Source organism: Natronolimnohabitans sp. A-GB9, assembly GCF_030848565.1.
In the GTDB taxonomy this organism is placed as follows: Archaea; Halobacteriota; Halobacteria; order Halobacteriales; family Natrialbaceae; genus Natronolimnohabitans.
Window position 1 is genome coordinate 1 of the sequence record NZ_JAVDDV010000030.1, and the last position, 25912, is coordinate 25912.

Annotated in this window: 20 protein-coding genes; 13 read left to right on the forward strand and 7 right to left on the reverse strand. The window is 61.9% G+C overall.

Annotated elements, in window-relative coordinates:
* The first annotated feature begins 766 nt into the window (after window positions 1-766).
* Window positions 767-1657 carry a ParA family protein gene (locus RBH26_RS19575; protein WP_306760055.1) on the forward strand — a complete coding sequence of 297 codons (891 nt, stop codon included), beginning with the start codon at window positions 767-769 and terminating at the stop codon, window positions 1655-1657.
* Window positions 1654-2184 carry a hypothetical protein gene (locus RBH26_RS19580; protein WP_306760056.1) on the forward strand — a complete coding sequence of 177 codons (531 nt, stop codon included), beginning with the start codon at window positions 1654-1656 and terminating at the stop codon, window positions 2182-2184. The genes RBH26_RS19575 and RBH26_RS19580 overlap by 4 nt, the downstream gene beginning before the upstream one ends.
* 115 nt (window positions 2185-2299) lie before the next feature.
* On the opposite strand, the gene RBH26_RS19585 is transcribed toward RBH26_RS19580, so the two are convergent.
* The gene (locus tag RBH26_RS19585; RefSeq protein ID WP_306760057.1) at window positions 2300-2578 is read right to left on the reverse strand and encodes a PadR family transcriptional regulator; all 279 of its coding nucleotides are present in this window, start codon (window positions 2576-2578) and stop codon (window positions 2300-2302) included.
* Window positions 2579-2914: 336 nt separating this feature from the next.
* Between RBH26_RS19585 and RBH26_RS19590 the strand changes: the two genes are divergently transcribed.
* From RBH26_RS19590 to RBH26_RS19605, 4 genes are all read left to right on the forward strand, one after another.
* Window positions 2915-3304 (forward strand): metalloregulator ArsR/SmtB family transcription factor, encoded by a 390-nt coding sequence (locus RBH26_RS19590; RefSeq protein WP_306760058.1) that lies wholly within the window; start codon window positions 2915-2917, stop codon window positions 3302-3304.
* Between the two features lie 101 nt (window positions 3305-3405).
* The gene (locus RBH26_RS19595; RefSeq protein ID WP_306760059.1) at window positions 3406-3825 is read left to right on the forward strand and encodes a RidA family protein; all 420 of its coding nucleotides are present in this window, start codon (window positions 3406-3408) and stop codon (window positions 3823-3825) included.
* A gap of 92 nt (window positions 3826-3917) precedes the next feature.
* On the forward strand, window positions 3918-5096 hold the full coding sequence (arsB, locus tag RBH26_RS19600; protein WP_306760060.1) for an ACR3 family arsenite efflux transporter: 1179 nt from the start codon (window positions 3918-3920) through the stop codon (window positions 5094-5096).
* A gap of 6 nt (window positions 5097-5102) precedes the next feature.
* Window positions 5103-6008: a universal stress protein gene (locus RBH26_RS19605; protein ID WP_306760061.1), complete on the forward strand. Its 906-nt coding sequence runs from the start codon at window positions 5103-5105 to the stop codon at window positions 6006-6008.
* 288 nt (window positions 6009-6296) lie between these two features.
* Here RBH26_RS19605 and RBH26_RS19610 read toward each other — a convergent pair whose 3' ends face one another.
* Window positions 6297-7307: an SRPBCC family protein gene (locus RBH26_RS19610; protein WP_306760062.1), complete on the reverse strand. Its 1011-nt coding sequence runs from the start codon at window positions 7305-7307 to the stop codon at window positions 6297-6299.
* A gap of 617 nt (window positions 7308-7924) precedes the next feature.
* Between RBH26_RS19610 and RBH26_RS19615 the strand changes: the two genes are divergently transcribed.
* Entirely contained in the window at window positions 7925-8716 is a 792-nt protein-coding gene (locus tag RBH26_RS19615; RefSeq protein WP_306760063.1) for a hypothetical protein, read from the forward strand.
* Between the two features lie 61 nt (window positions 8717-8777).
* Here the strand turns inward: RBH26_RS19615 and RBH26_RS19620 are convergent, their stop codons facing one another.
* The 4 genes from RBH26_RS19620 to RBH26_RS19635 all read right to left on the reverse strand — a co-directional run bounded on the left by RBH26_RS19620 (window position 8778) and on the right by RBH26_RS19635 (window position 12867).
* The gene (locus RBH26_RS19620) at window positions 8778-9152 is read right to left on the reverse strand and encodes a hypothetical protein (protein ID WP_306760064.1); all 375 of its coding nucleotides are present in this window, start codon (window positions 9150-9152) and stop codon (window positions 8778-8780) included.
* 73 nt (window positions 9153-9225) lie between these two features.
* Window positions 9226-10359 (reverse strand): aromatic ring-hydroxylating dioxygenase subunit alpha, encoded by a 1134-nt coding sequence (locus RBH26_RS19625; RefSeq protein ID WP_306760065.1) that lies wholly within the window; start codon window positions 10357-10359, stop codon window positions 9226-9228.
* Window positions 10360-10642: 283 nt separating this feature from the next.
* On the reverse strand, window positions 10643-11788 hold the full coding sequence (locus RBH26_RS19630; protein WP_306760066.1) for a hypothetical protein: 1146 nt from the start codon (window positions 11786-11788) through the stop codon (window positions 10643-10645).
* 95 nt (window positions 11789-11883) lie between these two features.
* Window positions 11884-12867 carry a succinylglutamate desuccinylase/aspartoacylase family protein gene (locus RBH26_RS19635; protein WP_306760067.1) on the reverse strand — a complete coding sequence of 328 codons (984 nt, stop codon included), beginning with the start codon at window positions 12865-12867 and terminating at the stop codon, window positions 11884-11886.
* A gap of 105 nt (window positions 12868-12972) precedes the next feature.
* Here RBH26_RS19635 and RBH26_RS19640 point away from each other — a divergent pair, with 105 nt between their 5' ends.
* From RBH26_RS19640 to RBH26_RS19665, 6 genes are all read left to right on the forward strand, one after another.
* Entirely contained in the window at window positions 12973-13710 is a 738-nt protein-coding gene (locus RBH26_RS19640; protein WP_306760074.1) for a creatininase family protein, read from the forward strand.
* Between the two features lie 188 nt (window positions 13711-13898).
* Window positions 13899-16496 carry an FAD-dependent oxidoreductase gene (locus tag RBH26_RS19645; RefSeq protein ID WP_306760068.1) on the forward strand — a complete coding sequence of 866 codons (2598 nt, stop codon included), beginning with the start codon at window positions 13899-13901 and terminating at the stop codon, window positions 16494-16496.
* Window positions 16497-17325: 829 nt separating this feature from the next.
* Window positions 17326-18219, forward strand: a complete 894-nt coding sequence (locus tag RBH26_RS19650) for a bifunctional methylenetetrahydrofolate dehydrogenase/methenyltetrahydrofolate cyclohydrolase (RefSeq protein ID WP_306760069.1) — start codon at window positions 17326-17328, stop codon at window positions 18217-18219.
* Between the two features lie 180 nt (window positions 18220-18399).
* Entirely contained in the window at window positions 18400-20952 is a 2553-nt protein-coding gene (locus RBH26_RS19655; protein ID WP_306760070.1) for an FAD-dependent oxidoreductase, read from the forward strand.
* Between the two features lie 31 nt (window positions 20953-20983).
* Complete coding sequence (gene ilvA, locus RBH26_RS19660) at window positions 20984-22228, forward strand: threonine ammonia-lyase (RefSeq protein WP_306760071.1); 1245 nt, start codon at window positions 20984-20986, stop codon at window positions 22226-22228.
* Window positions 22229-22499: 271 nt separating this feature from the next.
* The gene (locus tag RBH26_RS19665; RefSeq protein ID WP_306760072.1) at window positions 22500-24134 is read left to right on the forward strand and encodes a BCCT family transporter; all 1635 of its coding nucleotides are present in this window, start codon (window positions 22500-22502) and stop codon (window positions 24132-24134) included.
* 410 nt (window positions 24135-24544) lie between these two features.
* Here RBH26_RS19665 and glyA read toward each other — a convergent pair whose 3' ends face one another.
* A complete protein-coding gene (glyA, locus tag RBH26_RS19670) occupies window positions 24545-25795 on the reverse strand; it encodes a serine hydroxymethyltransferase (protein ID WP_306760073.1) in 1251 nt (416 codons plus the stop codon).
* Between the last annotated feature and the right edge of the window lie 117 nt (window positions 25796-25912).

Sequence of the window (25912 nt, forward strand, 5' to 3'; positions counted from 1 at the left end):
GATCTATAGTAACAACTGAACCTGTTTGCACACCGATCGTCCGGCTCACGGGTCACGCCGGTCCCCGCTTGCCAGTTCGCGGGGCGCTCCGGTGGTCGTATCGACCCGCACGCCCCTCGCGCGATCGGGTGCGCACTGCCGTTCAGTGGCTACTCTATGCAAGAACTACGGAACGCTTCCATTCTTCGATTCTCTTGATACTGGCGGACAGAACTATTCACCATCGGTCGCACTACTGCGGCCGTTGCCGGCGGTGACAGCCGCGAATTCGCGACCGATGTTTCACTGACTGCTGTCCGTCAGTATGAGTCTGGCGGTTGTGATATCTGTGATACATGTGTTCGCGAAATCGTTCGGTACGAACTAACGGAGCTCTATACGAAACTCGACTGTATGCCTTTTCTCCGTGGACTCCTGTCTTCTCCCCTGTCGAGTTATAGCTGAGTCGTCCCTCTTATTCATAATCCATCGATGGAAAAGGGTTGCACGACCTTTCAGCGCTGTCTGTTGTATAGGTAACTCTGTAAAACCGAGAAAATAGTTGTGTCAGCCACAGTCAGCACTCCGTCTACAATAGGTTAAATAGGTGTAGTTGGTGAGGCAGGTAAGGTACCTATTGTACCTATTGTAGCTACTGTTACTACCTGCCCTACTCAGGATACAGTAGGTAGAATTAAGAAGATAGAACAAAAGATAGTCACAACATCTGTAATGGGAAACCACGTAACAATAGGTTCCTATCGCGAATAATGTGAGTGACTTACCAATGGAAGCTACGACAACTGAACCACGTGCCGTTAGCGTGGTCATCCTGAAAGGTGGTGTCGGCAAATCAACGACCTCGATGAATCTCGCGCGCCAGCTCGCCGAGCGTGGAACGACCCTCTTCGCTGATCTCGATCCGAACGGTCATGCGACGAATGGCCTCGGCTTCGAGGCTGCGTATCAGGACGAGGTCGATCTCGGAGACGTTATCCTTGAAGGTGACGCGACACCACACGACCTGATCCGATCGACCGAACATGGGTTCGATCTGCTCCCTTCCTCGGACACCCTCGAGGACGTCGAGAAGGAGCTTGCGGGCGCGATGCAGGGATCGGCGCGTATCAAATCGAAGATTGTCGATCCCCTACTCGGCGACGAGTACGAGTACGTGGTCTTCGACTGTCCGGCGTATCCGGGGATGCTCAACAACAACGCCCTCGTTGCAACGGGGAACGTCATGATCCCGATCGAACCAGGCTCGAGTGCGATCGGTGGCTACAAGCGGACGATGGAACGGCTGATCGAACCGGCTCGGGAGTACATCGACGTCGATGTCCTTGCGGTCGTCCCGAACAAACTCGGTGACCGGATCGATCACCGGACCGAGGACCGGGAACTGCTCGAGAACTTAAACACCGCGACCTACGAGGTGAACCCGGGGCAACAGTTACAGGAGGCGGTGCCGGACTTCGCCCGGATCACGGGCGAGGAGTTCGACGCGATCGATGCCGGTGAGATGGCACCACCGAAGCCAGGAATTCGTCACCGGTCGGCGCTGTCACGATCGCTACAACACAGCCAACCTCTCCAGGACTACGATCCGGAGAACGACCAGATCGCCTGCTACGAGGAACTCGCCGAAATCGTCGCTGCTGGGGGAGTCGAGCGATGAGTAATCCGTTCGACGATCTCAAAGACGACGACTCTGAACCGATCGAATCGGCGGATACGTCTGCTCAGTCGGATACGGCCGATGCAGCGAACACGACCGATACCACTGCAGCGACCGGAACCCCTCTGGATGGGGACTCGGAATCTGAGACCAGCGATTCGCCGCCGGAGAACTCCTCGAGTCCGAACGGGGAGTCGGACACGAGTCGTTCCGATGACGACGTTACTGACGGCTCGGCCGCGAAGGCGGAGTCAGAGTCAGAGTCAGAGTCGGTCTCACCCGCCGAAATCGGACCGGCGTTCGAATACAGTGACGTCCAGCAGAAGCCGTTCTATGCTCGCAGTGAAACGGTCGACGAATTCGAGAACGCGATCCGGACGACGATCGTTCCGAAACTCGCCGAAGCTTCGGTTCTCGACGAGCAGACGCGTGAGATACACGACGCGGTTCTTCGACTCGCGAACGAACATCCCGAACGGGTCGCCGAACTCGTTCTCGAGGAACGGCGCCAATCGGAACCGCAGTAGTTCGCGGTCAACCTCGGAAAATTCGGCAGTCAGTCTCGAGCGCCCATCGTCGCTCGAAATTTAGTTGGCGTAGCTTCGCGTCCGGAACCGCGCGTGATTCGTCGATTCGAACAGCTCATTCGAGTTCGACGTACTGATTTTCCCACTCCCGTCGTGCCTCGATTTCCCGGGTTCCGCGCCGGGTGACCGAGTAGACGTTGGTTCGCTGATCCCTGGAGCCTTTTTCGATGAGCCCTTTGTCGACGAGCGTATCCAGGTTCGGGTACAGCCGTCCGTGATGGATCTCCTTTTCGTAGTAGTTCTCGAGTTCGTCTTTGATCGCGAGCCCGTGTGGTTCGTCTTGTCCAGCAACTACGTACAGCAAATCGCGCTGGAACCCAGTGAGATCGTACATACATCGGTATTCTCGTACTTCTCATATAAAATCTCGTGGACATCGATGAGAGTGATGTTCTGCTGATATGTGTTGTACGCGAGACCATTGCTGCGCTCTACCAGCTAATCACCGGAAGCTTCCAGTAGCTGTCTGTGCGTCCGCCGAGAACAGCAGAAGTGTTGGGTGAGCGACTGGCTCAAAGTATTTGCGGATCGATCTGCTGACCCAGCTGCGAGAGGAAGTAGTGGTGATCGTTGCTTTCGTTGTAAAGAACGAGTGAATGGTCGTCTATGCCGATGCTCTTTGGTGGACTCTGCCGGAATACTTATCTGAACGAGTCTGCAATTGAAGCTAATGTCAGAAACGGACGATCGACTCCAGCGCTATCTCGAGGACGAACTCGGTGAGTGTCGCGATGAAAACCTCCAGGAGCGACTCGACGAACTCGACGAACTCGAGTCGACGCTCGATGGGGACATCGTTTCGAGTGACGTTCAAACGCTATCCGCACTCGGCAACGAGACGCGATACCGACTCGTCCGACTCCTCGTCGAAGCCGACGAGCCACTCTGTGTCTGTGAACTCACGCCGCTTGTCGACGTCAGCAACAGTGCTGTGAGCCACGCTCTCTCTACGCTCTCCGATGCAGGACTCGTGACGAAACGAAAAGAGGGACGATGGCGAAAATACCGTGCAACCAGCCGGGCAAGTGCGCTGCTGACCGTTCTCGACGGATCACGGTAACGCCACGTTCGATGCTATCGTTTTCCTCGCCTGTGCGAATTCAGATCCGATAGCACGAGATGATAGCCATATTTATAACTGAGCAGATGTTCAGATGTCGTATGGGCGAACCGGTCAACGAAAAGTCGTCACGGACCGCGTTGAGTAGCGAGAGTAAGAGCCAGCGTGAGGGATCGAAACACACCGGTGCGTTCGGAAAGCGGACCGGTCACTCCGATCTCGTCTTCCTCGAGGGGATTCTTCCGGAGACGGACGGAGAGATCTTGAGCGACTGCTCAATCGAAGCGCAAGCGGAGACCAGTTTCGACAGACTCGAGGCAGTCCTCGCCGCGAGGGGCCTGGATCTGCAGGACGTGATGAAAGTGGAGGTTCAACTGACCGATCTGGCTACTCGGGACGTCGTGGACGGCGTGTACCAGTCCCGGTTCGATGGGGAGTACCCGCCGCGAACGACGATCGGCGTCTGTTCGCTTCCCGGCGGCGCTGCCGTTCAGCTCGATGTCATCGCTGCTTCGGAATAAGGAGAAGGAGAAAGGATGACCACTGAAACGACGCCACCGATGGAACGTCGAATCGGCGTTTGGACGAATCGGCCTCGAAGAGGGGATCGGTAATGAGTGATCTCGATCACGAACACGGACCGGATTGTGGCTGTCCGAACTGTGGCGACCCGCGGTCGATGGACGTCCTCGATAAGTATCTGACCGTCTGGATCTTCCTCGCGATGGGGATCGGCGTCGGCCTCGGATACGTCGCGCCGGGCGTCGTCGAGCCGATCCAGGAGTACCACCTCGTCGAGATCGGGCTGATCGCGATGATGTACCCGCCGCTGGCGAAGGTCAACTACCGCCAACTGCCGCGGGTGTTCTCGAAGTGGCGTATCCTCTCGCTGAGTCTGGTGCAGAACTGGCTCATCGGGCCAACGCTGATGTTCGTTCTCGCGGTGGTCTTCTTTAGCGGGATCGTCCCGTGGTTCCCCGCTCGTCCCGAGTACTTCCTTGGGCTGATCTTCATCGGGATGGCCCGTTGTATCGCGATGGTGCTAGTCTGGAACGACCTCGCGGACGGCTCGAGTGAGTACGCGGCGGGGTTAGTGGCGTTCAACAGCATCTTCCAGATCGTCACCTACGGAGTGTACATCTGGTTCTTCGCGCTGTTCTTGCCGCCGCTTTTGGGAATGGACGCGCTGGTCGCCGGCATCGACGCGTTCGACATCACCGTAGGGCAGGTGTTCTGGGCGATCGCGATCTTCCTCGGGATCCCCTTCGCCGGCGGCATCCTCACCCGGCTGGGTGGAGTCCACTCGAAAGGCGAGGGGTGGTACGAAGAGGAGTTCGTCCCGACGATTAGCCCGCTGACGCTGATCGCGCTGTTGTTTACCGTCGTCGTGATGTTCGCCACACAGGGGGACGCGATCGTCGCCCAGCCGACCGACGTGCTGTGGATCGCCGTCCCGCTGACGATATACTTCGTCGTCATGTTCCTCGTAAGCTTCGCGATGGGGCGGGGTATCGGTGCGGACTACTCGACGACGACTGCCATCGGCTTTACCGCCGCCTCGAACAACTTCGAACTCGCGATTGCCGTTGCCGTCGCCGTCTTCGGCGTCGGCTCCGGTGTTGCCTTCGCGACCGTCGTCGGCCCACTGATCGAAGTACCCGTCTTGCTGGCACTTGTCAACGTCGCCATCTACTTCCAGGAGAAGTTCGACTGGGCGGGCTACGAGACCGGCCAACTCGAGCGCACGGTGCCTGCGGGCGATGACGTAACGTCGTCGAAAACGGACGACTGACCACCCATGACATTTGATACACTGCTAATTCCAACGGACGGAAGCGACCCGGCCGAAGCCGCCGCAGACCGTGGCTTCGACCTCGCAGCACAACTGGAAGCGAGCGTTCACGTGCTCTCGGTTGCGGACAGCTCCGTTGCGACCGGGGCTGGATACTCCGGTGATTCGGCGTCGATCCGCTCTCGCCTTCGTGAACGGGCCGACGCTCGTGCGAAGTCGCTCCGGGAACGCGCCACAGACCGTGGCCTCGATGCGACGGCCACAGTCCGCGAAGGGATTCCGGCCGAGGAAATCGTCCGCTATGCCGACGAGCAGGCACTCGACGGTATCGTCATCGGGACATCCGGTCGTGGCGGGGTTGCCCGTGCGATCGTCGGCAGCGTCGCGGACAAAGTCGTCCGCACTGCTCCCGTCCCCGTCGTAACGATCACTCCAGAGGCAGCCGACACAACTGCAGCCACGTTCGATTCGGTACTCTGTCCGACCGACGGCAGCGAGCCGGCGACGACAGCGATCCAGCGTGGTTTCACGCTCGGAGACCGACTCGAGGCGACCGTCCATTTGCTCTCGGTGGTCGACGGCGACCTCGCAAACTCCCTCGTGACCGTCTCGGACACCGATATCGATCCCTCGAGCGCGCTCTACGAACGGGCCGAGTCCCATCTCGATGCGCTCGCCACTCGCGGCCGGGACCGCGGTCTCGATGTCGTGATGGCGACGAGAGACGGCAAACCAGCCGAAGCGATCGTCGACTACGTCGAGACGGAGGACATCGACCTGATCGTGATGGGAACCGCCGGTCGTGGCGGATTCGAGCGTGCACTCGTCGGCAGCGTGACCGATGCAGTCGTCCGGACGGCACCGGTTCCCGTCCTGACCGTTCGACCGGACGGGACGACTGACGAACAGTGATATCGTAACGGTCTCCGCTCCATCCGGCTGTCTCCTATCACTATGGTAACAACTGAAACGGTTTACACACTGATCGCTGATCCGTCTGGCGATCAGGTGTGCAATGACTTGCAGTGGCTACTATAGCTGTACACAACATCCGATAAAACTCACCATATAATATATTATATAAAAAGCTCACTTCTGTTACGGAATCCGATCGTTGACCGAGAGACAGCGTAACCGGCCACTCCCGTACACGGATCACGGATTCGTCGACGTCCGAACGTCCACAAATCGGTAAACCACCTACGAGTTGTAAGCCTCTTGGGCGAGCTGGTGGAAGCGGTGGACGGTGTGTTCGTTCGGACCCAACTGGGCCTGGGCGAGTGCGCCCGTTCTGAGTCCTTGCCACTGCCGTTCGACGAGTTCGAAGTCCTCCTCCTGGAGCTGGCGGCTCGTGCGGACGAACTCCCGTTCTTCCTCGGAAAGGTCGCTGTCACGGAAGTAGTAGTCGGTGACGAGTCGGAACCGTTCGGTGTCAATGGGGTCGATGATGTAGGTGCCGTAGCCGTCGGCAGTGCCGTACATGTTGACCGTGAAGTTCGGCCAGAGGTAGTGAAACTGGGCTTCCCGTTCGTCGTGGATACGCAACTCGTCGTCGATATCGGCCTCGTGGGTGTAGTGGAGCACCCAGTGGTAGTCGTTGACCTCGAGTTCGGACTCGTCGAGTGCGATGCCTTTGATCCAGTCCTGGTGGTTGGCCTGGCAGTGGTCACACTCCGAGTAGTTGCTTGCGAACACCTTCCAGTTGCACTCGACCTCCGAACTGATGCGACACGCGTGTTCGTACTCCTCGAGTGGAAGGGCCTCGAGGCGGTCTTTCATGATGCCGGCCTGTTCGGCAAGCGGCATTGGATCGTCGTTCAGGTTGACGAAGAACAGCGGTCCGATGCTGTCGACGTGGACGTCCTCGAGGTCGTCGAGGTCGTTCGGATCGATGCGTTCGGGATCGGTCATCGCCACGTCGCCGACGATCGGCGCGCCGTCGCGATCCGAGGCGTTCTCGACGGCACGCACCTCGCCGTTTTCGTCACGGGCGACGATCAGGTCGCGCCCGCCGACGGTCCGGGTGAAGAACTGGCCGGGCTCGGAGATGGTGTTCCCGTGACCCGCGTAGATCCAGTACCGGCCGAAGATTTTCTCCTTTTCCGTCTCGAAGACCTCTTCCTCGGTGAAGTACTTCGCTGGCAACGCGTTCGTTTTCTCCGTGATGTCTGGACTCACTGACTTCGCCTGGGCACTGTCCCATTGCGTCATACAGTACCACAATTGACCCAATTTGGGAAAAGGGTTAACCAGGTATATCGAAGACCATTATATGACGGGCAACGACAGCCGCCGAGACGGTCGTTTTCGGAAGGGGATGTCGATCGTTTATACTGTCGGACAGCAGTCAGTGAGCCGTCGGTCGCGAACTCGCGACCGCCACCGTCGGGACGGCCGCAGTCGCGCGACCGATCGTCGAATCGTTCTGTCCAACAGTATTACGCATCACGCTCGATCTCGTTTGCCCGCTCGAGCACCGTGCTCGTTGCTTTCCGGATCCGACTGCGTGTGATGGTATAACGCCCCGTCATTTATCACACCGACGCTTATCCGCCGTCGAGTTGCGACAACACGTGCCGATGCGATGTCCGAACTGCGAACGGACGATGGTCGAACCGTACGAGCGATCCGAACCGATGTGTGAGGGGTGTGGGCACGTGTTTTCCGCCGGTGCGGACTAGCGTAGCCACTGAACGGCAGTGTGCACCCGATTGCACGAGGGCCGTGCGATCGGTATGTGCATTGTTTTGTCCGGTAGTATTCCCATACGATTCCGACTCCAGTTCGGAGCAGTCAGCTATTTCCGTCGACCGACGGGAAAGACGTGTATGGACGACGGAAAACAGACCAGATTCGGCTCCGGCGGGGAGTTGCAGACCGACGAGGAGGGTGACGCGACCGAGGCAGACGACTCCGAGTCCGACGCAGTCAACGACTTCGGCGAGGAACTCGGCGAGAACGAGACCAAGTCGGGAGCGAACCGATACGCCGTCTCGAGTCTTCTCCAGAAGGCGGTTCGTCGATCGGACGAGGAGGTCGCGGCGTGGGCCGCCTGGGAGCTGGTTCGCTCGGGATACGCCTGGAACTTCTGGGACCGGATCAACCTCTACGTCGTCGAAGACCTGCGTGCCGGCCACCAGGTCGCACTTACGGTGAGTCGCTACGAGGAACTGGCCCGCGAGCGGTGGTCGGAAGACTCCTGGCGCGGACGACTCTGTGCGGTCCATGCCGCGCTGGCGGCCGCCCGTGCGCCGTCGTCGCGCGAATCTGCACACGCAGACGATTACTTCGGCGAACTCTCCGCGGAGCGTGTCGCCGCCCACGAGGAAGGTCGTGAGCCTCGATACGACCACCCTGTCGACGAACTCGAGCCCGGCGGGAGGTACGACGTCGCCTTCGATCAACACACCTACGAGGGTGCACGACTCGGCCGCGACGGTGCGTTCTTCCGAACACACGGTGCCCGCGTCGGTCCCGAGGAAGAGCCGGAGTTGAGCCAACAGTGGCGCGTGCGGAGTATGCGACTCGAGGACCGCGACTATACCGAAGACGAACTGGTTCGGGCCGTCGAACCCGTCGATCCGGACGACAGGTGGGGTGCTGACGAGAACGAGGACTAATCGCGACGGTGTACTGCAGCTGCGCTTCTATCGCTTACCGTATTCGATTCCGGTGAAACCGTCAGAACGCACCGAGGTGATCGTCCTGTGGCTCGTAGAGGCTCCCGGTCATCCGCACCTCGTGGATCTCGTCTAACGTTTCGCCGATCGACTGTCCGCGCTCGCTCATCACCGCTGCAACGACGCCAAACGGGACGCCGTTTTCGTACTGGTCCTGTAGCTGCCCGACGACGTCTTTGAGGCCGTCGCCTGTGACGTCCGTGTCGATTTCCGGCTGGGCGTGTTCGATCTGTACTTCGTGGCCCGTCACGCGGTAGTGACGGCGGTAGAACGCGACGATCTCGTTGGGCGTTTCGGTCCGGAGATCGACGTCACACTCCGGACAGGATGCGACGTACGATGCCTGATCTCGTGATTCCTGGTCGTGTGTGCTCATGGGTTCGTGCTGTTGTGGGGGTTGGTAGTCGTCGAACGGAACTGATGCGGTGTCGATCGTGTGTGGCTTGCGATCACGAGTCGTAGGCCTCCTGGGCGAGCTGGTGGAAGCGGTGGACGGTGTGTTCGTTCGGACCCAGCTGGGCCTGGGCGAGTGCGCCCGTCTTGTAGCCCTCCCACTGTCGCTCGACGAGTTCGAAGTCCTCTTCCTGGAGCTGGCGGCTCGTGCGGACGAACTCCTGTTCTTCCTCGGAGAGTTCGCCGTCCTGGAAGTAGTAGTCGGCGATGAGCTGGAACCGATCGGTGTCGATGGGATCGATGATGTAAGTGCCGTAGCCGTCGGCGGTGCCGTACATGTTGACCGTGAAGTTCGGCCAGAGGTAGTGGAACTGGGCTTCCTGTTCGTCGTGGATGCGCAGTTCGTCGTCGACGTCGGCCTCGTGAGTGTAGTGGAGCACCCAGTGGTAGTCGTTGACCTCGAGTTCGGACTCGTCGAGTGCGATGCCCTCGATCCAGTCCTGGTGGTTGGCCTGGCAGTGGTCACACTCCGAGTAGTTGCTCGCAAACACCTTCCAGTTGCACTCGACCTCGGAGACGATTCGGGTGGCGTGTTCGTACTCCTCGAGTGGAAGGGCCTCGAGGCGGTCTTTCATGACGCCGGCCTGTTCGGCAAGCGACAGTGGATCGTCGCTCAGGTTGACGAAGATCAGCGGCCCGATGGTATCGACGTGGACGTCGTTGAGGCCGTTGGTCTCGCAATCGAACTCCTGGACCTCCTCGTCCTCGAGGTCGGGGTTCAGGCTCGCCTCTTCGAAGCTCTTGGGCGTGCTCCTGAGTTTGCCGTCCAGATCGTACGTCCAGAGGTGGTAGGGACACTGGATTCGACTTCCTTCGCCGGGGTCGGTCATGGGTGTGTCCTCGACCATCTTCGAGCCGCGGTGGGCACAGACGTTGTCGAACGCCTTGACCTCGCCGTCCTCGCCCCGAACGATGATCAGTTGGCGATCGCCGATGGTCCGGGTAAAGAACTGGCCGGGCTCGGAGATCGTGTTGGCGTGGCCCGCGTAGATCCAGTACTGCCCGAACACCTTGTCCTTCTCCATCTCGAAGATCTCCTCCTCGGTGAAGTACTTTGCCGGCAGCGCGTTCGTGTCGTCGGTGATATCATCACTCACGTTCTGTGTCCGTGAGTCGTCCCATCGTGTCATACGGTAGCATCAACACAACAGTTCCCCAAAACGGTTCACCTGTGATATTGAACATAAATATAAGTGGTCGATCGATTCACCGCAGAGAGGGGTTCGATCGACCGATCCGAGGACTCGGTGGTGTTCGATCGGCGACTGATATACTACCGGACAGCACTATTCATACTGTTGAACAGAACTATTCGACGATCGGTCGCGCTACTGCGGCCGTCACCCACGGGGACAGCCGCGACGTCGCGACCGACGGTTTATTGACTGCTGTCCGGAAGTACGACGACACACATTACTCGAGGGTCGCACTCTCGCGGATCCGATCGACGATCTCGTCTCGGTCTGGCCGACGTCCGGGGTCGTCCGACGCGTAGACGCGTTTCACGACGAGGTCGATCAGGTTCAACTGCTCGAGTAGGTCCCGTGCCCGTTCACGCTCGAGATCGAGTTGCCGACTGACGTCGTGTAACGTCATGGACGTCTCGAGTGCGTCCAGCAATGCGCCGATCTCGACGTCTTCGGGAAGTCCGATCCCGTCCGCGACAAGCTGTTTCTCCGCCGTGGGTTCGGCCGGGTCGTCGATCGCCGTCGTGCCGTCGACGTCCACGTCGTCCGTTCGTTTCGACTCCGACTCGGCATCGGACGCTGCGTCGTCGGGCGTGGGCGTGTCGTAGGACGCCGGCTCGTGGATGCCGGCGTCGATCATGTACCGGCGGACGGTCTCGGACGCGACGTCCATCTCGAGTGCCTTTGCCATCGCGGTAAACGTCTCGAAGGAGTCGTACAGACACTGCAGGTACTCGACGTCGTCGTACGGTGGGAGGTCTTCGTTGCGTGCAGTCGCGAGCGCGCGTTCGATTTCGGGGTCGATTGCGGCGTCGTCCGTGCTTTCGCCCTCGTCGACCGAGTCCGGCGCGGATCGGTCGTCGGATTCGTTCGTACTCGCCTCCGCTTGCGATTCCCAGTCGTCGTTCGCCGCCGCGTTCTCGAGCGACTCGAGTGGTGTGTTCTGACCCGCTTGCGACGCTTCTGTGTCGTCATCGCTCGTTTCGTCCTCGCCGCTCGTCACCGCAGCGGCGGTTCGCTCCGTTTCCTCCTCGAGGCCGAGCGTGAACGTGACGAGGACGGTTCCGTCCGCGGTGACGGTCGCTCCGTCCTGTACGCTCGAGACGTCTGCGGGCGTGTACTCGTCGATAGCCGGTACGACCGACGGCGGGAACTCGAGTCTGAGACCGCCGTCGTCGTCGATCGTTACGTCCGCCGGCGTCGAGTCGGTGGTCGACCGTCCCGTAGACAGTGGCACGGCGACGTCGACCGAAACGCTCGGCCCGTCGGTATCGTCACGAACGGTCGCGTCGACGCGGTGGATCTCGCCGTTGTCCGCCTCGTATCGCTCGATTGTTTGCGAGAGTATCCCAATCGAGGCACTAACTCCCATGATACTGGTATCCTGCCGAGCAGTGGGGATAAGACTACGTGGGGAATAGTTCACCCCTTCAAATGGAGCGTATCGAACGCCGGTTGCTGACGGTGCTACGCCGGGGTTCGTTCGTCAGACGTTCGCTCGGCGATACAGGCGACCTTTTCGCCGGCCGTCACGACGGACTCCCGCGTCAGCGAGTAGACGACGCCGTCGTCGCTCGCCGTCACACACTGGCGTTGTTCGAACGTCGCCGGACAGTACACCGTCCCGAGTTCGGTTCCAGCGGTCACGTAATCGCCGACCGTAACCGACGGATTCGGCTCGAAGAGCCCGGACCGGTCCGTCCCGATACGGCCCTCGTCGTGTCGGAGGATCGTCTGTGATGGCGTCGGATCCGGCTCCTCGCGCAGTAATCCGAGTTCACCGAGGACGTTCCGAACTCCCTGGACGCCCCGGCGTGCCGCGTCGTGGTCGACCTGCCGGCTGTTCGAGAGTTCGGGAACGATCGCCGGAATCCCGGCCCGTGCGGCCGCCGTACGAAGCTTCCCTTGAAACTCCTCGTCGTTCGTCTCGGGATCGGCCGACGTATCGGTCAGCAGGTACTCGGTTCCGAACGTCGCCGCCAGGCTCCGGGACTGGCGATCGTCGGGCTGGAATCGTACGTGCTCGAGCATGTCCGGTGTCCCGGTGTGCAGGTCGATGACGACGTCTGCCGTCTCGAGTAGTTCCCACAGTCGGGCGACGACCCGCTCCTGTAGCGTTCCGTCCTCGTCGCCCGGCCACACCCGATTGCAGTTCGGGTTGACCGCGTCGACTGCCTGTGGTGTGACGTAGGATCCGTGGTCGAACGCCAGCGAGTTGACCACCGGAACGGCGATCACCGTTCCGGCGAGCTCCGTCGTCGTCAGATGGTGGTGGAGTCGGCGTAACGCAGCCGTCCCGTTTAACTCGATCCCGTGCTGTGCGGCCTGTACGTACGCGGTCGGACCCGTCCCCCCCTCGTATCGGTGGACGGTCACCGAGACGTCGGTTCCGGACGGCAGGCGGCCAAGCCGGCGCTCGGCCGTCGTATGCGTAACGCTCTCGTACTCCATACTCGTTGAACCCGTGGTCGGGGCATGTAATACTGCCGGACGATGCGATTCCTTCGGCCCGTTCGAGGAGGTGTTTTTATGCGATCGCGCCGAGAGGTCGGGTGTATGCACCTCGAGCGCGCAACCTGGACGGCGGTCGACGCAACCGAAACGGATCTCGCGTTGCTCCCGATCGGGAGTACCGAACAGCACGGACCACACGCACCGCTGGGAACGGACACGCTCAACGCCGAGACGGTCGCGGACGCGGCCGCGGAGCGCTACGACGACCCGGTTGTCGTCGCACCGTCGGTCCCGGTCGGTATCGCGGAGGAACACAGACAGTTTACCGGCACGCTCTGGACGTCGGAGTCGACGTTCAAAGCGTACGTCCGCGATATCGTCGGGAGCCTTTCTCATCACGGATTCGACCGGGTCGTCCTCGTCAACGGCCACGGCGGGAACACCGCCGCGTTGCGGGACGTCGCCGGTCAGATCTCACGCCACGACGACGCCTACGCCGTCCCGTTTACGTGGTTCGACGAGGTCGGCGACCACAGCTCGCGGATGGGCCACGGCGGGCCCCTCGAGACGGCGTTGCTTCAACACGCGGTTCCCGATGCCGTCGACGACGACCGTCTCGAGGAGGCCGCCGAGAACGGGAGCGATCGCTGGGGCGACTGGCAGGGGCGGGTCAACCTCGCGTTCGACTCGGCGGAGTTCACCGAGAACGGCGTCGTCGGCGATCCGCGCGAGGCGAGTGCGGCGTTGGGCGAGGAACTGCTCGAACTGGCGGCCGACGCGCTGGTCGATCTGCTGTCGACTGTCGCCGATCGGGACCTCGAGCGTCCCGACCACCGGTGACCGACCACCGTCCCGGAGCGTTCGTCGCAGCGACTCCGATAGAATAACACTGATATCACTGTTATTTCTGTCGGGGACTCCCATCGACCGCTGAAACTCTACCTCTCGAGTATGTGATGCGTTGTTGGAAATCAGTGGAGTGAGCGATAAATATATCCGTCCGTCCCCGGCATATCGCACTGTCAGTTATGAACACACACGATAGTCTGCCGGCCGAAGCCGGGACCGTCATCGTCGGCGCCGGTATCGTCGGGTGCAGCACTGCGTACCACTTGACCCAACTCGGGCGCGACGACGTGGTCGTCGTCGACCAGGGGCCGTTGCCGACGACCGGCGGCTCCTCGAGTCACGCGCCGGGGATCATGTTCCAGACCGCAGACGACAAGGTCCTCACCAAGTTCGCGAGATACAGCCGCAAACTGTACTCGCAGTTCGAGGACGAGGACGGGAGTTCACTGTACAGCGAGACTGGCGGTATCGAGGTCGCACGAACGGACGAACGGATGGAGTACCTCCAGCGCCGTGTCGAGCGAGGGACGGCCTGGGGAGTTCCGGATCCACAGCTCCTTTCGCCCGAGGAAGTCGAGGAGAAGCTACCGCTGGTCGATAGCGACGTCATCCAGGGCGGCTACTACTCACCGACCGACGGCCAGGTTTCCGGCGTAAAGGCGTGTGCGGCACTGGCCGAGGCCGCGATGGACCAGGGCGCGCGCTTTGTCCCCCACACGCGAACCGAGGACGTCGCGGTCGACGACGGCGAGGTGCAGTCGGTCGTCACTGAACACGGCGAGATCGAGTGCGACGAGGTCGTGATCGCCACGAACATCTGGGCACGCCAGCTCGGCGAGCAACTCGGCGTCCACCTGCCGGTGACCCCAGTCGAACACCAGTACACGATCACCGAGCCCCTCGAGGAACTCGCCGAGAGCCACCAGGACGTCTCCGACGACCCGGTCTACGAAAACTACCGGGACGTCTCCGGCGAGAAGGCCGACCGGCTCCTCGCGGATCCGGACCGGCCGATCCTCCGGGATCAGGACAATGCGTTGTACTTCCGGACCCACGGCGACGCCTACGGGATCGGCTCGTACAACCACGAGCCGCTCGTCCCGGATCCCCAGGAGCTCGGTGGCAACGAGGACGACGGCGAGCAGGGGTCGGTCCACGAGTTCTCCGACTACCACATGAACAACGCGACCCACCCCGACCGCCCGGACAAGGCGCCCCGGGAGGCCAGCGACGAACTGTTGCCCGCTACCGAGGGGAGGGAACTCGAGCACAAGTACAACGGGATGTTCGCGGAGTCGCCCAACGGACTGCCCGTGATGGGGCCGGTCGCGGAGTACGACGGTCTCTGGTCTGCGGCGGCGATCTGGGTAACCCACGCCGGCGGCGCCGGGAAGGCACTCGCCGAGTGGATGGAAAACGGCGTCCCGCGCCTGCCGGAGGGGACGATCGACCTCTCTCACTGTAACGTCAACCGCTTCCAGCCCCACGAGGGGAGCTGGGACTTCGCCCGCGACATCGGCGGCGAGGAGTACCGAATCGTCTACAACATCGTCCACCCCAAGTGGACCTGGACGGACCACCAGCGCGACATTCGCCGGAGCTCGGTCTATCACAAACTGAAAGACCTCGAGGCCGAACTGTGGGCAGAAGCCGGCTGGGAGGAAGCACAGTGGTTCGACTCGAACGCGGACCTGCTGACCCAGTACGGCGATCAGATTCCCGACCGTGAGGGCTGGGAAGCGAAGTACTGGTCGCCGATCGAGGGCGCCGAAGCGTTGCACGTCCGCAACGCCGTCGGCCTCCACGACATGACCTCGTTCAACAAGATGGAGATCAGCGGCCAGGGTGCCGGGGAGTTCCTCCAGTACCTCTGTACGAACGACATGGACATCGATGTCGGCCAGGTCCGTTACACGCTCATGTGTAACGAAGACGGCGGGGTTCGTGCCGACATTACCGTCACCCGACTCGACGACGACAGATATCTGGTGTTGACGACCGGCCGCGAAGTCGGACAGAACCACCTCGCGTGGATCCGCCAGCATGCGCCCGAGGACGTCGTCGTCCGCGACGTCACGTCGAAGCTCTCGTCGTTCGTCCTCACGGGGCCGAACGCCCGGAAGGTACTCGAGACGGTCACCCGCGCAGACCTCTCGAACGACGCGTTCCCCTACTTCAGTTCCCAGGAGATCTTCGTGAAGAACGTCCCGGTCACCGCGTTGCGGGTCTCCTACGCAGGCGAACTCGGCTGGGAGCTGTACACGCCAAGTGAGTACGGCGAACAGCTCTGGGAGATCCTCTGGGAGGCCGGCCAGGAACACGACCTCCGGCCCTACGGCAACGGCGCGCTCGACTCCCTGCGTCTCGAGAAGGGCTTCCGGCTGTGGGGAGAGGACCTCCATACTGAACACAACCCCTACGAGGCCGGCCTGAGCTTCGCCGTCGACCTCGAGACCGACTTCATCGGCAAGGAAGCGGTCGTCGAGGCGGCTGAGGGCGACAACCTCCGCCACAAGGTCGCCTGTCTGACCATCGAGGACGAGGACGCGGTCGTCTTCAAAGACCGGCCCGTGCTCGATGGCGACGAGACGCTCGGCTACGTCCACAGCGCCGAGTACGGCTACACCGTCGGCGCCTGTATCGCCTACACCTACCTCCCGCCCGAGTACGCCGAGCCCGGAACCGAGGTCGAAATCCTCCACGAGGGCGAACGCTACACCGCGACGGTCCGCGAGGAACCGCTGTACGATCCCGAGCGCGAACGCGTGCTCTCGTAGAGCCGCGGTTCAACCGCGATCCCGATCACCTCGCACAGACAACTGCTCCCATAGCACACACCTTTTGCGTGGTACTCGAGTTCGGACTGATACTGTCTGCTATACTATCGGACAGCAGTCACTGAACGGAAGCGCCGAACGCTCACGATAGTGCTGTCCGGCAGTATACTACAGTGTGGCTCGTCTTGTTTGGACCGTTACACCTTGAGAACACGTTTCATCGACGGTGTCGTACGGACCGAGACGGGAGTTGTTACGGACTACCGTCCCGCTGTCCCGCCGGTCGCCACATGGGGTCGGCGGCACGTGACGACAGTAGACCGTCGTGTCGTTCGGCATGTGATTCGGTGTATGATACGGACTACTGTACGTCGTTACCGGCGCAACCGCGACCCGGGCTGCGGTTGCGCCGGTAAATCGTTACAGCAATCCGTATGAGGACCCGAGGCGTCGGTACTGGTCAGTCGGACGCTCCCTGTCCCGGCCGCCGGCACCACTGTGCGGTGCCAGTTTGGATGACGGACCGCAGCCGGATATATCTAGATCGCGAATACTACTGGTGTATATATCAGTACGGCGTGATCGTCGCCGAAATCCCCTCGAGCGAGTGGCTCGCGTGGCGAGTAGCTTCGAGGATCGTTGGTCTCGCGTCCGACGACAGCGGTCAGCACCTGGATTGATTACGCCCCTCCGAAATCGTCTAGCCGGCGTCGCTGCGAGCCCGTGGGTTCCGTCTCGAGGAGCGACGGCGTCGGTAACGGTCGTGGTAACGGGTCGTCTCCCCTCGCGTACTCGAGACACCTGCGCTCGCAGCGGCGCGAACTCAGCTATGACACGGATCATCGACGGTAACGAGATCGCAGACCGAATCACTGCGGACCTGGAACCATGTCTCGAGACGCTCGCTGACGCCGGCGTGACGCCGGGGCTGGCGACGGTCCTGATGAGCGACGACGGTGCCAGCGAGACGTACGTCTCGATGAAACGCCAGGCCTGTGCCGACCTCGGCATCGAGAGCATCCATCACGAACTCGAGCCGGACGCAGCTGCCGACGCGCTGTTCGATCGTATCGACGAGTTAAACGCCGATCCATCGGTCCACGGCATCCTCGTCCAGCTCCCGGTTCCCGACCACGTCGAGCGACGGGCCGTCCTCGAGCGGATCGATCCGTTGAAAGACGTCGACGGCTTCCATCCGGAGAACGTCGGTCGGCTGGTCACCGGAAACCCGCGGTTCAAACCGTGTACGCCCCACGGGATCCAGAAGCTGCTCGAGGCGGAAGACGTCGAGACGGCCGGAAAAGACGTCGTCGTCGTCGGCCGCTCGAACATCGTCGGCAAGCCACTGGCCAACCTGTTGATCCAGAAGGCAGACGACGGCAACGCGACGGTGACGATCTGTCACTCGCGGACGGAGGACCTCGCTGAGAAGACCCGCCGCGCGGATATCGTCGTCGCGGCCGCTGGTGTACCCGAACTCGTCGATGGCTCGATGATCGGCGAGGGTGCTACCGTGATCGACGTAGGTGTCAACCGCGTAGACGCCGACACCGAGAAGGGGTACGAACTCGTCGGCGACGTCGAGTTCGACTCCGCCAGCCGGGTCGCCGACGCGATCACGCCCGTGCCCGGCGGCGTCGGTCCGCTGACGATCACGATGCTGTTGTACAATACGATCACGGCGGCGAGCCTGCAGACGGACGTCGACGTCTCGCTTCCCTGACCGCCGCAAGCGGTGCGGGCATGCTCGAGCGTCGCCCCGTCCGGCAGCGTGATTCCAAAAGCTATCAGATACGTTGCTAATTGTGGATGGGGACACACTGCAGAATGTGCCGCATTCGCGACGTCACTTAAGTGAGCGGTATACTTATAGGACATACCCTGTCATGTGTGTGTATATCACATGAGCACAGAGAGCCTCCCCTCGAGAGCCGAGACAGTGATCATCGGTGCTGGGGCTGTCGGCTGTAGTGTCGCCTACCACCTGACGGAACTCGGCGCCGAAGACGTGGTCGTCGTCGATCAGGGACCGCTGCCGGTGACCGGCGGCTCGTCGACACACGCCCCGGGAATCATGTTCCAGACGTCGCCGTCGAAGATCCAGACCAAGACGGCCCACTACACGAGCCGTCTGCTCAAAGACGCGGGCGTCTACACCGAGGTCGGCGGGATCGAACTCGCCCGCTCGGAGGAACGGATGGACTTCCTCCAGCGCCGTGTCGAGTGGGCGACCTCCTACGGACTGCCGGAACCACAGCTCCTCGAGCCCGAGGAGGTGTCCGAACACTTCCCGCTCGTCGACGAGGACGAGATTCTGGGCGGCTACTACTCGCCGACCGACGGGCAAGTGGCCGGCACGGACGCGCTACAATGGTACATCGAGACGTCGTCGGCCCGCTTTTTCGGCAACACCGAGGTGACGGACATCGAGGCCAGCGGCGGCAACGTACAGGCCGTCGTCACCGACAACGGCCGTATCGAGTGCGATCGGTGCGTTCTCGCGACGAACAACTGGGCGTACCAGACCGGCCAGCTCGTCGGCCTCGATCTCCCGATCGCGCCGGTCGAACACCAGTACGTCGTCACGGAACCGCTCGAGGAGCTCCAGGACAACGAGACGTCGATCGGCGACGCGACCGCCGGTCTCGAGGTGCCCGGTGATCGCCAGATCACCGAGTTCATGGCCCAACCCCCGGATCGGCCGGTGGGTCGTGATCAGGACAACTCGCTGTACTTCCGGACCCACGGCGACGGCTACGGTCTCGGCTCGTACAACCACGAGCCGCTGGTCGTCGATCCCGACGAGATGGGGACCAACGGCGAGGAGAGTCAGGCGTCGGTCCATAGCTTCACCGAGGAACACTGGACGGAAGCGACCCACCCGAACCGCGACAAGTCGCCCCAGCAGGCGTTCGACGAACTGCTGCCCGCGACTCAGGGGACTGACTTCCGCGTCACCGAGAACGGGATCTTCGTCTACACGCCCGACGGGATGCCGGTGATCGGCGAGACTGCAGCGATCGACGGGCTCTGGACCGGGCTGGCGATCTGGTGGACTCACTCCGGTGGCTACGGAAAGATCCTCGCGGAGTGGATGGAAAACGGCGTCCCGCGGCTTCCCTCCGGACCCGTCGACACGAGCGGAATCCACGTCAACCGGTTCGAACCCCACGCCGGGAGCAAGGAGTACTTTACCGACCGCGGCGGCAAGCGCTACCAGCAGGTGTACAGCATCGTCGAACCCCGCTGGCAACCCGACGACCATCGCGGGCTACGCGTGAGTCCGTTCTACGACCACCAGCAGGACCTCGGTGCCGAGTTCTACCAGAGCGGCGGCTGGGAGACGCCCCAGTGGTACGAACACAACGCCGACCTGGTCTCGACGTACGAGGATCAGATCCCCGACCAGGACGGCTGGCAGGGGATCAACCGCTCGCCGATCGAGGGCGCCGAACACCTTCACACCCGCGAGAACGTATCCATGTTCGACATGACGACGTTCAGTTCGATCATGGTCGAGGGGAGCGACGCCGGCGCGTTCCTCCAGCGGGTCTGTAGCAACGACATGGACATCGACGTCGGCCAGGTGCGGTATACGACGATGTTGAACGAGGGTGGAACGATTCTTGCCGACCTCACCGTCGCCCGACTCGACGACGACGAGTATATGGTGACGACCGGTGGCGGCAACTCGCCGGGGATCCACGGCTCCTGGCTCGAGAACCACGCACCCGAAACCGTCTCCGTCACGGTCGAGGAGTCCGCGAAGTGTACCGTCGGTCTCTGGGGACCGAACTCGCGGCTCCTGCTCCAGCGTGTCACTGAGGCGGACGTCTCCAACGACGGCTTCCCCTACTTCAGCTGTAAACGACTCTACGTCGGCGACGTCCCGGTGATCGCGCTCCGGGTCTCCTACGTCGGCGAACTCGGCTGGGAGCTGTGGGCCCCAAGCGAGTACGGCCGGAAGCTCTGGGAGACCCTCTGGGAGGCCGGCCAGGATCTCGACGTCAGACCGATGGGCGCCGGCGCCCTCGAGTCGATGCGCCTCGAGAAAGGGTTCCGGCTGTGGGGAACGGACGTCGACACCGACGTCGATCCGTTCGCCGCCGGCATCCCCTTTGCCGTCGATCTGGACACCGATTTCATCGGCAAGGACGCTCTCGTCGAGACAACGGAGTCCGGTATCGACACCGAGGTCGCCTGTCTGACACTCGACGATTCGACCGATGTCATGCTGAGCGGTCGCCCGGTGTACAAAGACGGCGAGGCCGTCGGCTACGTCCAGGGCGGCGACTACGGCTACAGCGTCGGTGAGTCGATCGCCTACACGTACCTGCCCAGCGAGTACGCCGAGGCCGGAACGTCGGTCCGGATCGACTGTGAAGGTGAGCGCTACGACGCGACGGTTCGCGACGAACCGCTGTTCGACCCTGGCCGCGACAAGATCATCCGATAGCGGCCGACAACCCCTTTCATTTCAGTAATATATGAGCGAAACAACAGAACGAGAGCGAGTGGTACAGTACGAGGATATCGAGCAGGCACGTAAGCGCCTGACGGACGAGACGGTCGTCAAGCGAACGCCGGTCGAGCAGAGCACGTCGCTTGGCGAGATGGTCGACGCCGAGGTGTACCTGAAGATGGAGCACCTCCAGTGGACCGGCTCGTTCAAGACGAGAGGGGCGTACAACAAGATCAGACAGGCGGTCGACGACGGCGCCGAGGAGTTCGTCGCCGCGAGCGCGGGCAACCACGCCCAGGGTGTCGCATTGGCGGCGACGAACTGCGGTGCGGACTCGACGATCGTGATGCCGAAACACGCCCCGCAGGCCAAAATCGACGCGACGCGGAGCTACGGTGCGACAGTCGAGTTGGTCGGCCAGGATTTCCAGGAGGCGATGGCGTACGCCCAAGAGTATGCGGCCGACGGAAACGGCGAATTCGTCCACGCGTACGACGACCCACACATCGTCGCCGGACAGGGAACGCTGGGCATCGAGCTGTACGAGGACTGCCAGGACGTCGACACCGTCGTCGTTCCCATCGGCGGTGGCGGGCTGATCAGTGGCGTCGCCACTGCACTCGACCACCTCTCACCGGAGACGCGCGTCGTCGGGGTTCAGGCCGAGGGTGCCGCGACCGTCCACGAGAGCCTCGACAAGGGGATCCCGGTCACACTCGAGGAGGTCGACACCATCGCCGACGGTATCGCGACCGGCGGGATCTCGGAGCTAACACTGGAGCTCATCGAGGCCCACGTCGACGAGGTCGTCACCGTTTCCGATACGGCGATCGCAAACGCCGTCCTGTTGTTGCTCGAGCGAGCGAAACAGGTCGTCGAAGGTGCTGCCGCCGCTCCGGTCGCGGCGATCCTGAGCGATCAACTCGACGTCAGCGGAGAGACCGTCATGCCCGTCCTCGGCGGCGGGAACCTGGATATGACGATGCTCCGAACCGTGTTGATCCACGCGCTTACGGAGCGAGGACAGATCCTGCGCCTGCGCGTGAAAATCGACGACATGCCCGGGAAGATGGACGAGATTTCGGGCATTATCGCCAACCACGGCGCCAACATTCACACCGTCAGGCACGACCGCGCGGTCGAGGATCTCACCGTCGGCGAGGCGTATCTGGTGTTCCAGATCGAGACCAGCGGCATCGAACACGCCGCCGCGATCATCGACGCACTCGAAGCCGAGGGATACGTCGTCGAGGACGTCAACCGCAGATGATCAACACGGCATCATGTCGTGGAAACCACCTCCATACCGTCGAATAACGGGTTTCCTAGTTACCCGAACCTGTTCGATGTTAGATGAGAGAATAAATTTATAACCGATACGCAAGACAACCCATGAGAGGTAGTAACTAACAATGATCGATACGAGAGAGCGGACGACACGGCCAACAGAGCGCGCGGAGGACCCGGCACAGAAACCGTTCGAACGGTGGTGGCAGGTCGCTGCCCACCGGCGACGACTACTCGGAGATCGGTGATAGACAATGGCGAAATCAGAGCAAAACGGACCGATCGGGCGGTTCGTCGACGAACTCGACACTCCGGTGTTCGTGATCAGTTTCGTCGTCGCTACGGTGGCGGTACTCGCCTTTATCCTCAGACCGGAGTCGGCGTCGACGTATATGGGTGGTGCAAACGACTTCCTGTGGACGACCGTAGGCTGGTGGTACCTGGTCGCGATGTTCGTCCTCGTCGCGTTCGTCGGGTTCCTGATATTCGGTCCCTGGGGGAACATCAAACTCGGTGAAGAGGACGAAGAACCCGAGTTCTCCTTTCCCGCGTACTTCGCGATGCTGTACTCCGCGGGGATCGCCGCCGGGATCGTCTTCTGGGGGCCCGCCGAGGCGATCTTCCACTACGACGCCGTCTCGCCGTTCGTCGATGCGGAAGCACAGTCGACCGGTGCGGCCGTCGGCGCGATCCAGTATACGTTCTTCCACTGGGGGCTCTCGGCGTGGACCGCCTACGTCGTGATGGCGCTGCCGATCGCGTACTTCGCCTACCGTTACGACGCGCCGCTTCGCATCTCGACCGTGATCGCTCCGTGGGTCGGCATCGACAACCTCGACAGCCCGATCGCGAAACTCATCGACATCCTCGCGGTGTTTGCCACCATCGGTGGCGTCGCGACGACGCTCGGACTGGTCGGCAGCCAGTTCCTCGTCGGCGTCGAGTGGACCACCGGGGCGAGCGTCGGTGACCTCGGGACGGTCCTCGTCATTACGGGACTGACCGTCGTGTTCACGATCTCGGTCGCGCTCGGCCTTCGCAAGGGCATTCGCCGGCTTTCGTACTTCAACATGGGGCTGTTTGCCCTGTTGACCGTCGCGACGTTCATCCTCGGCCCGACGACGTACATCATGTCCGTCGGTACCGAGGCACTCGGCGGCTACATCAACCAGTTCGTCACGATGAGCTTCTACACCGGCTCCGAACAGGCCGCCGGCGGCGGCGTCGCCGAGTGGGTCGGCGGCTGGACGATCTTCTACTGGGCGTGGTGGTTCTCCTGGACGCCGTTCGTCGGGCTGTTCATCGCGCGCATCTCCCGGGGTCGGTCGGTCAGACAGGTCGCCGTCACGGGCGTCCTCGCCTCGACCGGCGTCACGATCCCGTGGTTCGCTACGATGGGTGGCACCGCCATCTTCCTGCAGGACAACGGTCAGGCCGACATCCTCGCCGTCGTCGGTGAACTGACCGAGGCCGGGTCGGGCTACCCGCTGTTCGAGGCGTTGCCGCTTGGCGGGCTGCTTACGTTCCTGTTCCTCGTGCTCGTGACGACGTTCCTGGTCACGTCGGCCGACTCCTCGACGCTGGCACTCGGCATGCTGACGACCGGCGGTGCCGAACAGCCGTCGACGATCAACCGCGTCATCTGGGGCTTTCTCATCGGTGCGCTCGCGTCGCTGCTGATGGTCACCGGCGGTGTCGACGCCCTGCAGCAGGCCGCGATCATCACCGGCGGCCCGTTCTCGGTGATCGCTCTGATCGCTGTCGTCGCGATGATCGTCTCCTTCGGGAATCACAGACCGCTGTTCCTCCGCGACGAGGACGACGTTTCGCTGCCCTCGCTCGAGCCCGAGCGTAGCGAACGAGAGGTTCCCGATCCATCCGACGACTGATACGAGTCTCCGCTCTGTACCGGTTTCCGACACGACCGCAGGGCGGTCGCGGGTGTGCCGGGACTGACGTGCAGTAGCTGTCCGAGCTGCCACCTATCGTCAGTGCTGCCCCGTGCTCGTCGCTCTCTGTTCCTTCTGGTCTCGATCCCTGTCACCCGTTCCGTCGCTGTCGGTGTCGAGGCGAGGTGTAAGACGAACAATCGAATTATATCGTGATGAGACGCCTTGCGGATCCAGGAGCCGAGTACAGCGTGTCTACAACGCCTGAAAAGCTATCGTAGCCGCTGACAGGCAGTGTGGGCTGATCGCTCGAGAGCCACACTGGCGGGCCCCACGGCCTGTATGCGCCCTGTGGCTCGCGCGATCGTCGAATAGTGCTGTCTGGCAGTATCAGTAGCTACGCTAGTATATTACTCGTAGATCGGGAACGACTCACAGAGTTCGTCGACCTGCGACGAGACGCGATCGGCGACGGCAGCGTCGTCCGGATCGTCCAAGACGTCGACGATGAGATCGGCGATGAGTTCCATCTCCGCTTGCTCGAGGCCGCGGGTCGTGATCGCCGGCGTCCCGACGCGGATTCCGCTGGTCACCATCGGCGACCGCGTCTCGCCTGGGACGGTGTTTTTGTTGACGATAATTCCGACGTCGCTCAGGGCCGCTTCGGCCTCCTTGCCCGTCAGTTCGGGATGGGAGTCACGCAGGTCGACGAGCAGGAGGTGTTTGTCGGTCCCGTCGCTGACCAGCGAGAGCCCACGTTCGGCGAAGACGTCAGCGAGTCGTTTCGCGTTCGCGACGACTCCTTCGGCGTACGCCCGGAACTCGTCGGTTCTGGCCTCTTTGAAGCCGACTGCCTTGCCGGCGACGTTGTGCATCAGCGGACCGCCCTGTGCGCCGGGGAACACCGCCGAGTCGATGTCGTCGGCGTACTCCTCGTCGCACATGATGAGCCCGCCCCGCCCGGCACGGATCGTCTTGTGGGTGCTCCCGGTCACGAAGTCGGCGTGTTCGGCCGGCGACGCGTGGACGTCGGCCGCAATAAGTCCGGTCACGTGGGCGATGTCCGCGAGGTGGTAGGCGTCGACGTCGTCGGCGATCTCGCGGATCCGCTCGTAATCGAATTCGCGGGGATACGCCGACGACCCGCTGACGATCATGTCGGGCTCGACCTCGCGGGCCTGCCGTGCGACGTCGTCGTAATCGATGTAGCCCGTCTCGGGGTCGACCTCGTACTGCTCGACGTCGTAGAGCTGGCCCGAGAAGTTGACGTTGTGGCCGTGTGAGAGGTGCCCGCCGTGGGAGAGTGACAGCGAGAGGATCGTATCCCCCGGCTCGAGGACCGCGAAGTAGACGCCCATGTTGGCCTGTGTCCCGCTGTGGGGCTGGACGTTCGCGTGGTCCATCTCGAAGAGCTCTGTCGCGTGCTCGATCGCCAGTTCCTCTACCGTATCGACGTGCTGACAGCCGCCGTAGTATCGGCCACCGGGATACCCCTCGGCGTACTTGTTCGTCAACACGCTTCCCTGTGCCTCGAGGACAGCCGTCGAGACGTGGTTCTCCGAAGCGATCATTCCGAGCGTCGATTCCTGTCGCTCGCGCTCGAGCGAGACGGCTTCGGACACGCTCGGCGCTATCCGGTCGAGTGGCTGTTCGAACGCCATATCACAACTGAAACGGGTGTTTGTAAGTATCTTGCGTACGGGAGATATTCGACCACAAAATGTCGAATATCTTATTTTTTGTGTGAGGGAGTGACACCGGAACCGAGATTTAAGGTA

Bases quoted from the DNA above. Each gene is read 5' to 3' on its own strand.
- RBH26_RS19645 (WP_306760068.1), top strand. From the start codon at position 13,899: ATGAACACACACGATAGTCTGCCGGCCGAAGCCGGGACCGTCATCGTC.
- ilvA (WP_306760071.1), top strand. From the start codon at position 20,984: ATGAGCGAAACAACAGAACGAGAGCGAGTGGTACAGTACGAGGATATC.
- RBH26_RS19615 (WP_306760063.1), top strand. From the start codon at position 7,925: ATGGACGACGGAAAACAGACCAGATTCGGCTCCGGCGGGGAGTTGCAG.
- glyA (WP_306760073.1), bottom strand. From the start codon at position 25,795: ATGGCGTTCGAACAGCCACTCGACCGGATAGCGCCGAGCGTGTCCGAA.
- RBH26_RS19585 (WP_306760057.1), bottom strand. From the start codon at position 2,578: ATGTACGATCTCACTGGGTTCCAGCGCGATTTGCTGTACGTAGTTGCT.
- RBH26_RS19595 (WP_306760059.1), top strand. From the start codon at position 3,406: ATGGGCGAACCGGTCAACGAAAAGTCGTCACGGACCGCGTTGAGTAGC.
- RBH26_RS19625 (WP_306760065.1), bottom strand. From the start codon at position 10,359: ATGACACGATGGGACGACTCACGGACACAGAACGTGAGTGATGATATC.
- RBH26_RS19605 (WP_306760061.1), top strand. From the start codon at position 5,103: ATGACATTTGATACACTGCTAATTCCAACGGACGGAAGCGACCCGGCC.
- RBH26_RS19640 (WP_306760074.1), top strand. From the start codon at position 12,973: ATGCACCTCGAGCGCGCAACCTGGACGGCGGTCGACGCAACCGAAACG.
- arsB (WP_306760060.1), top strand. From the start codon at position 3,918: ATGAGTGATCTCGATCACGAACACGGACCGGATTGTGGCTGTCCGAAC.
- RBH26_RS19580 (WP_306760056.1), top strand. From the start codon at position 1,654: ATGAGTAATCCGTTCGACGATCTCAAAGACGACGACTCTGAACCGATC.
- RBH26_RS19590 (WP_306760058.1), top strand. From the start codon at position 2,915: ATGTCAGAAACGGACGATCGACTCCAGCGCTATCTCGAGGACGAACTC.
- RBH26_RS19655 (WP_306760070.1), top strand. From the start codon at position 18,400: ATGAGCACAGAGAGCCTCCCCTCGAGAGCCGAGACAGTGATCATCGGT.
- RBH26_RS19620 (WP_306760064.1), bottom strand. From the start codon at position 9,152: ATGAGCACACACGACCAGGAATCACGAGATCAGGCATCGTACGTCGCA.
- RBH26_RS19610 (WP_306760062.1), bottom strand. From the start codon at position 7,307: ATGACGCAATGGGACAGTGCCCAGGCGAAGTCAGTGAGTCCAGACATC.
- RBH26_RS19630 (WP_306760066.1), bottom strand. From the start codon at position 11,788: ATGGGAGTTAGTGCCTCGATTGGGATACTCTCGCAAACAATCGAGCGA.
- RBH26_RS19575 (WP_306760055.1), top strand. From the start codon at position 767: ATGGAAGCTACGACAACTGAACCACGTGCCGTTAGCGTGGTCATCCTG.
- RBH26_RS19650 (WP_306760069.1), top strand. From the start codon at position 17,326: ATGACACGGATCATCGACGGTAACGAGATCGCAGACCGAATCACTGCG.
- RBH26_RS19635 (WP_306760067.1), bottom strand. From the start codon at position 12,867: ATGGAGTACGAGAGCGTTACGCATACGACGGCCGAGCGCCGGCTTGGC.
- RBH26_RS19665 (WP_306760072.1), top strand. From the start codon at position 22,500: ATGGCGAAATCAGAGCAAAACGGACCGATCGGGCGGTTCGTCGACGAA.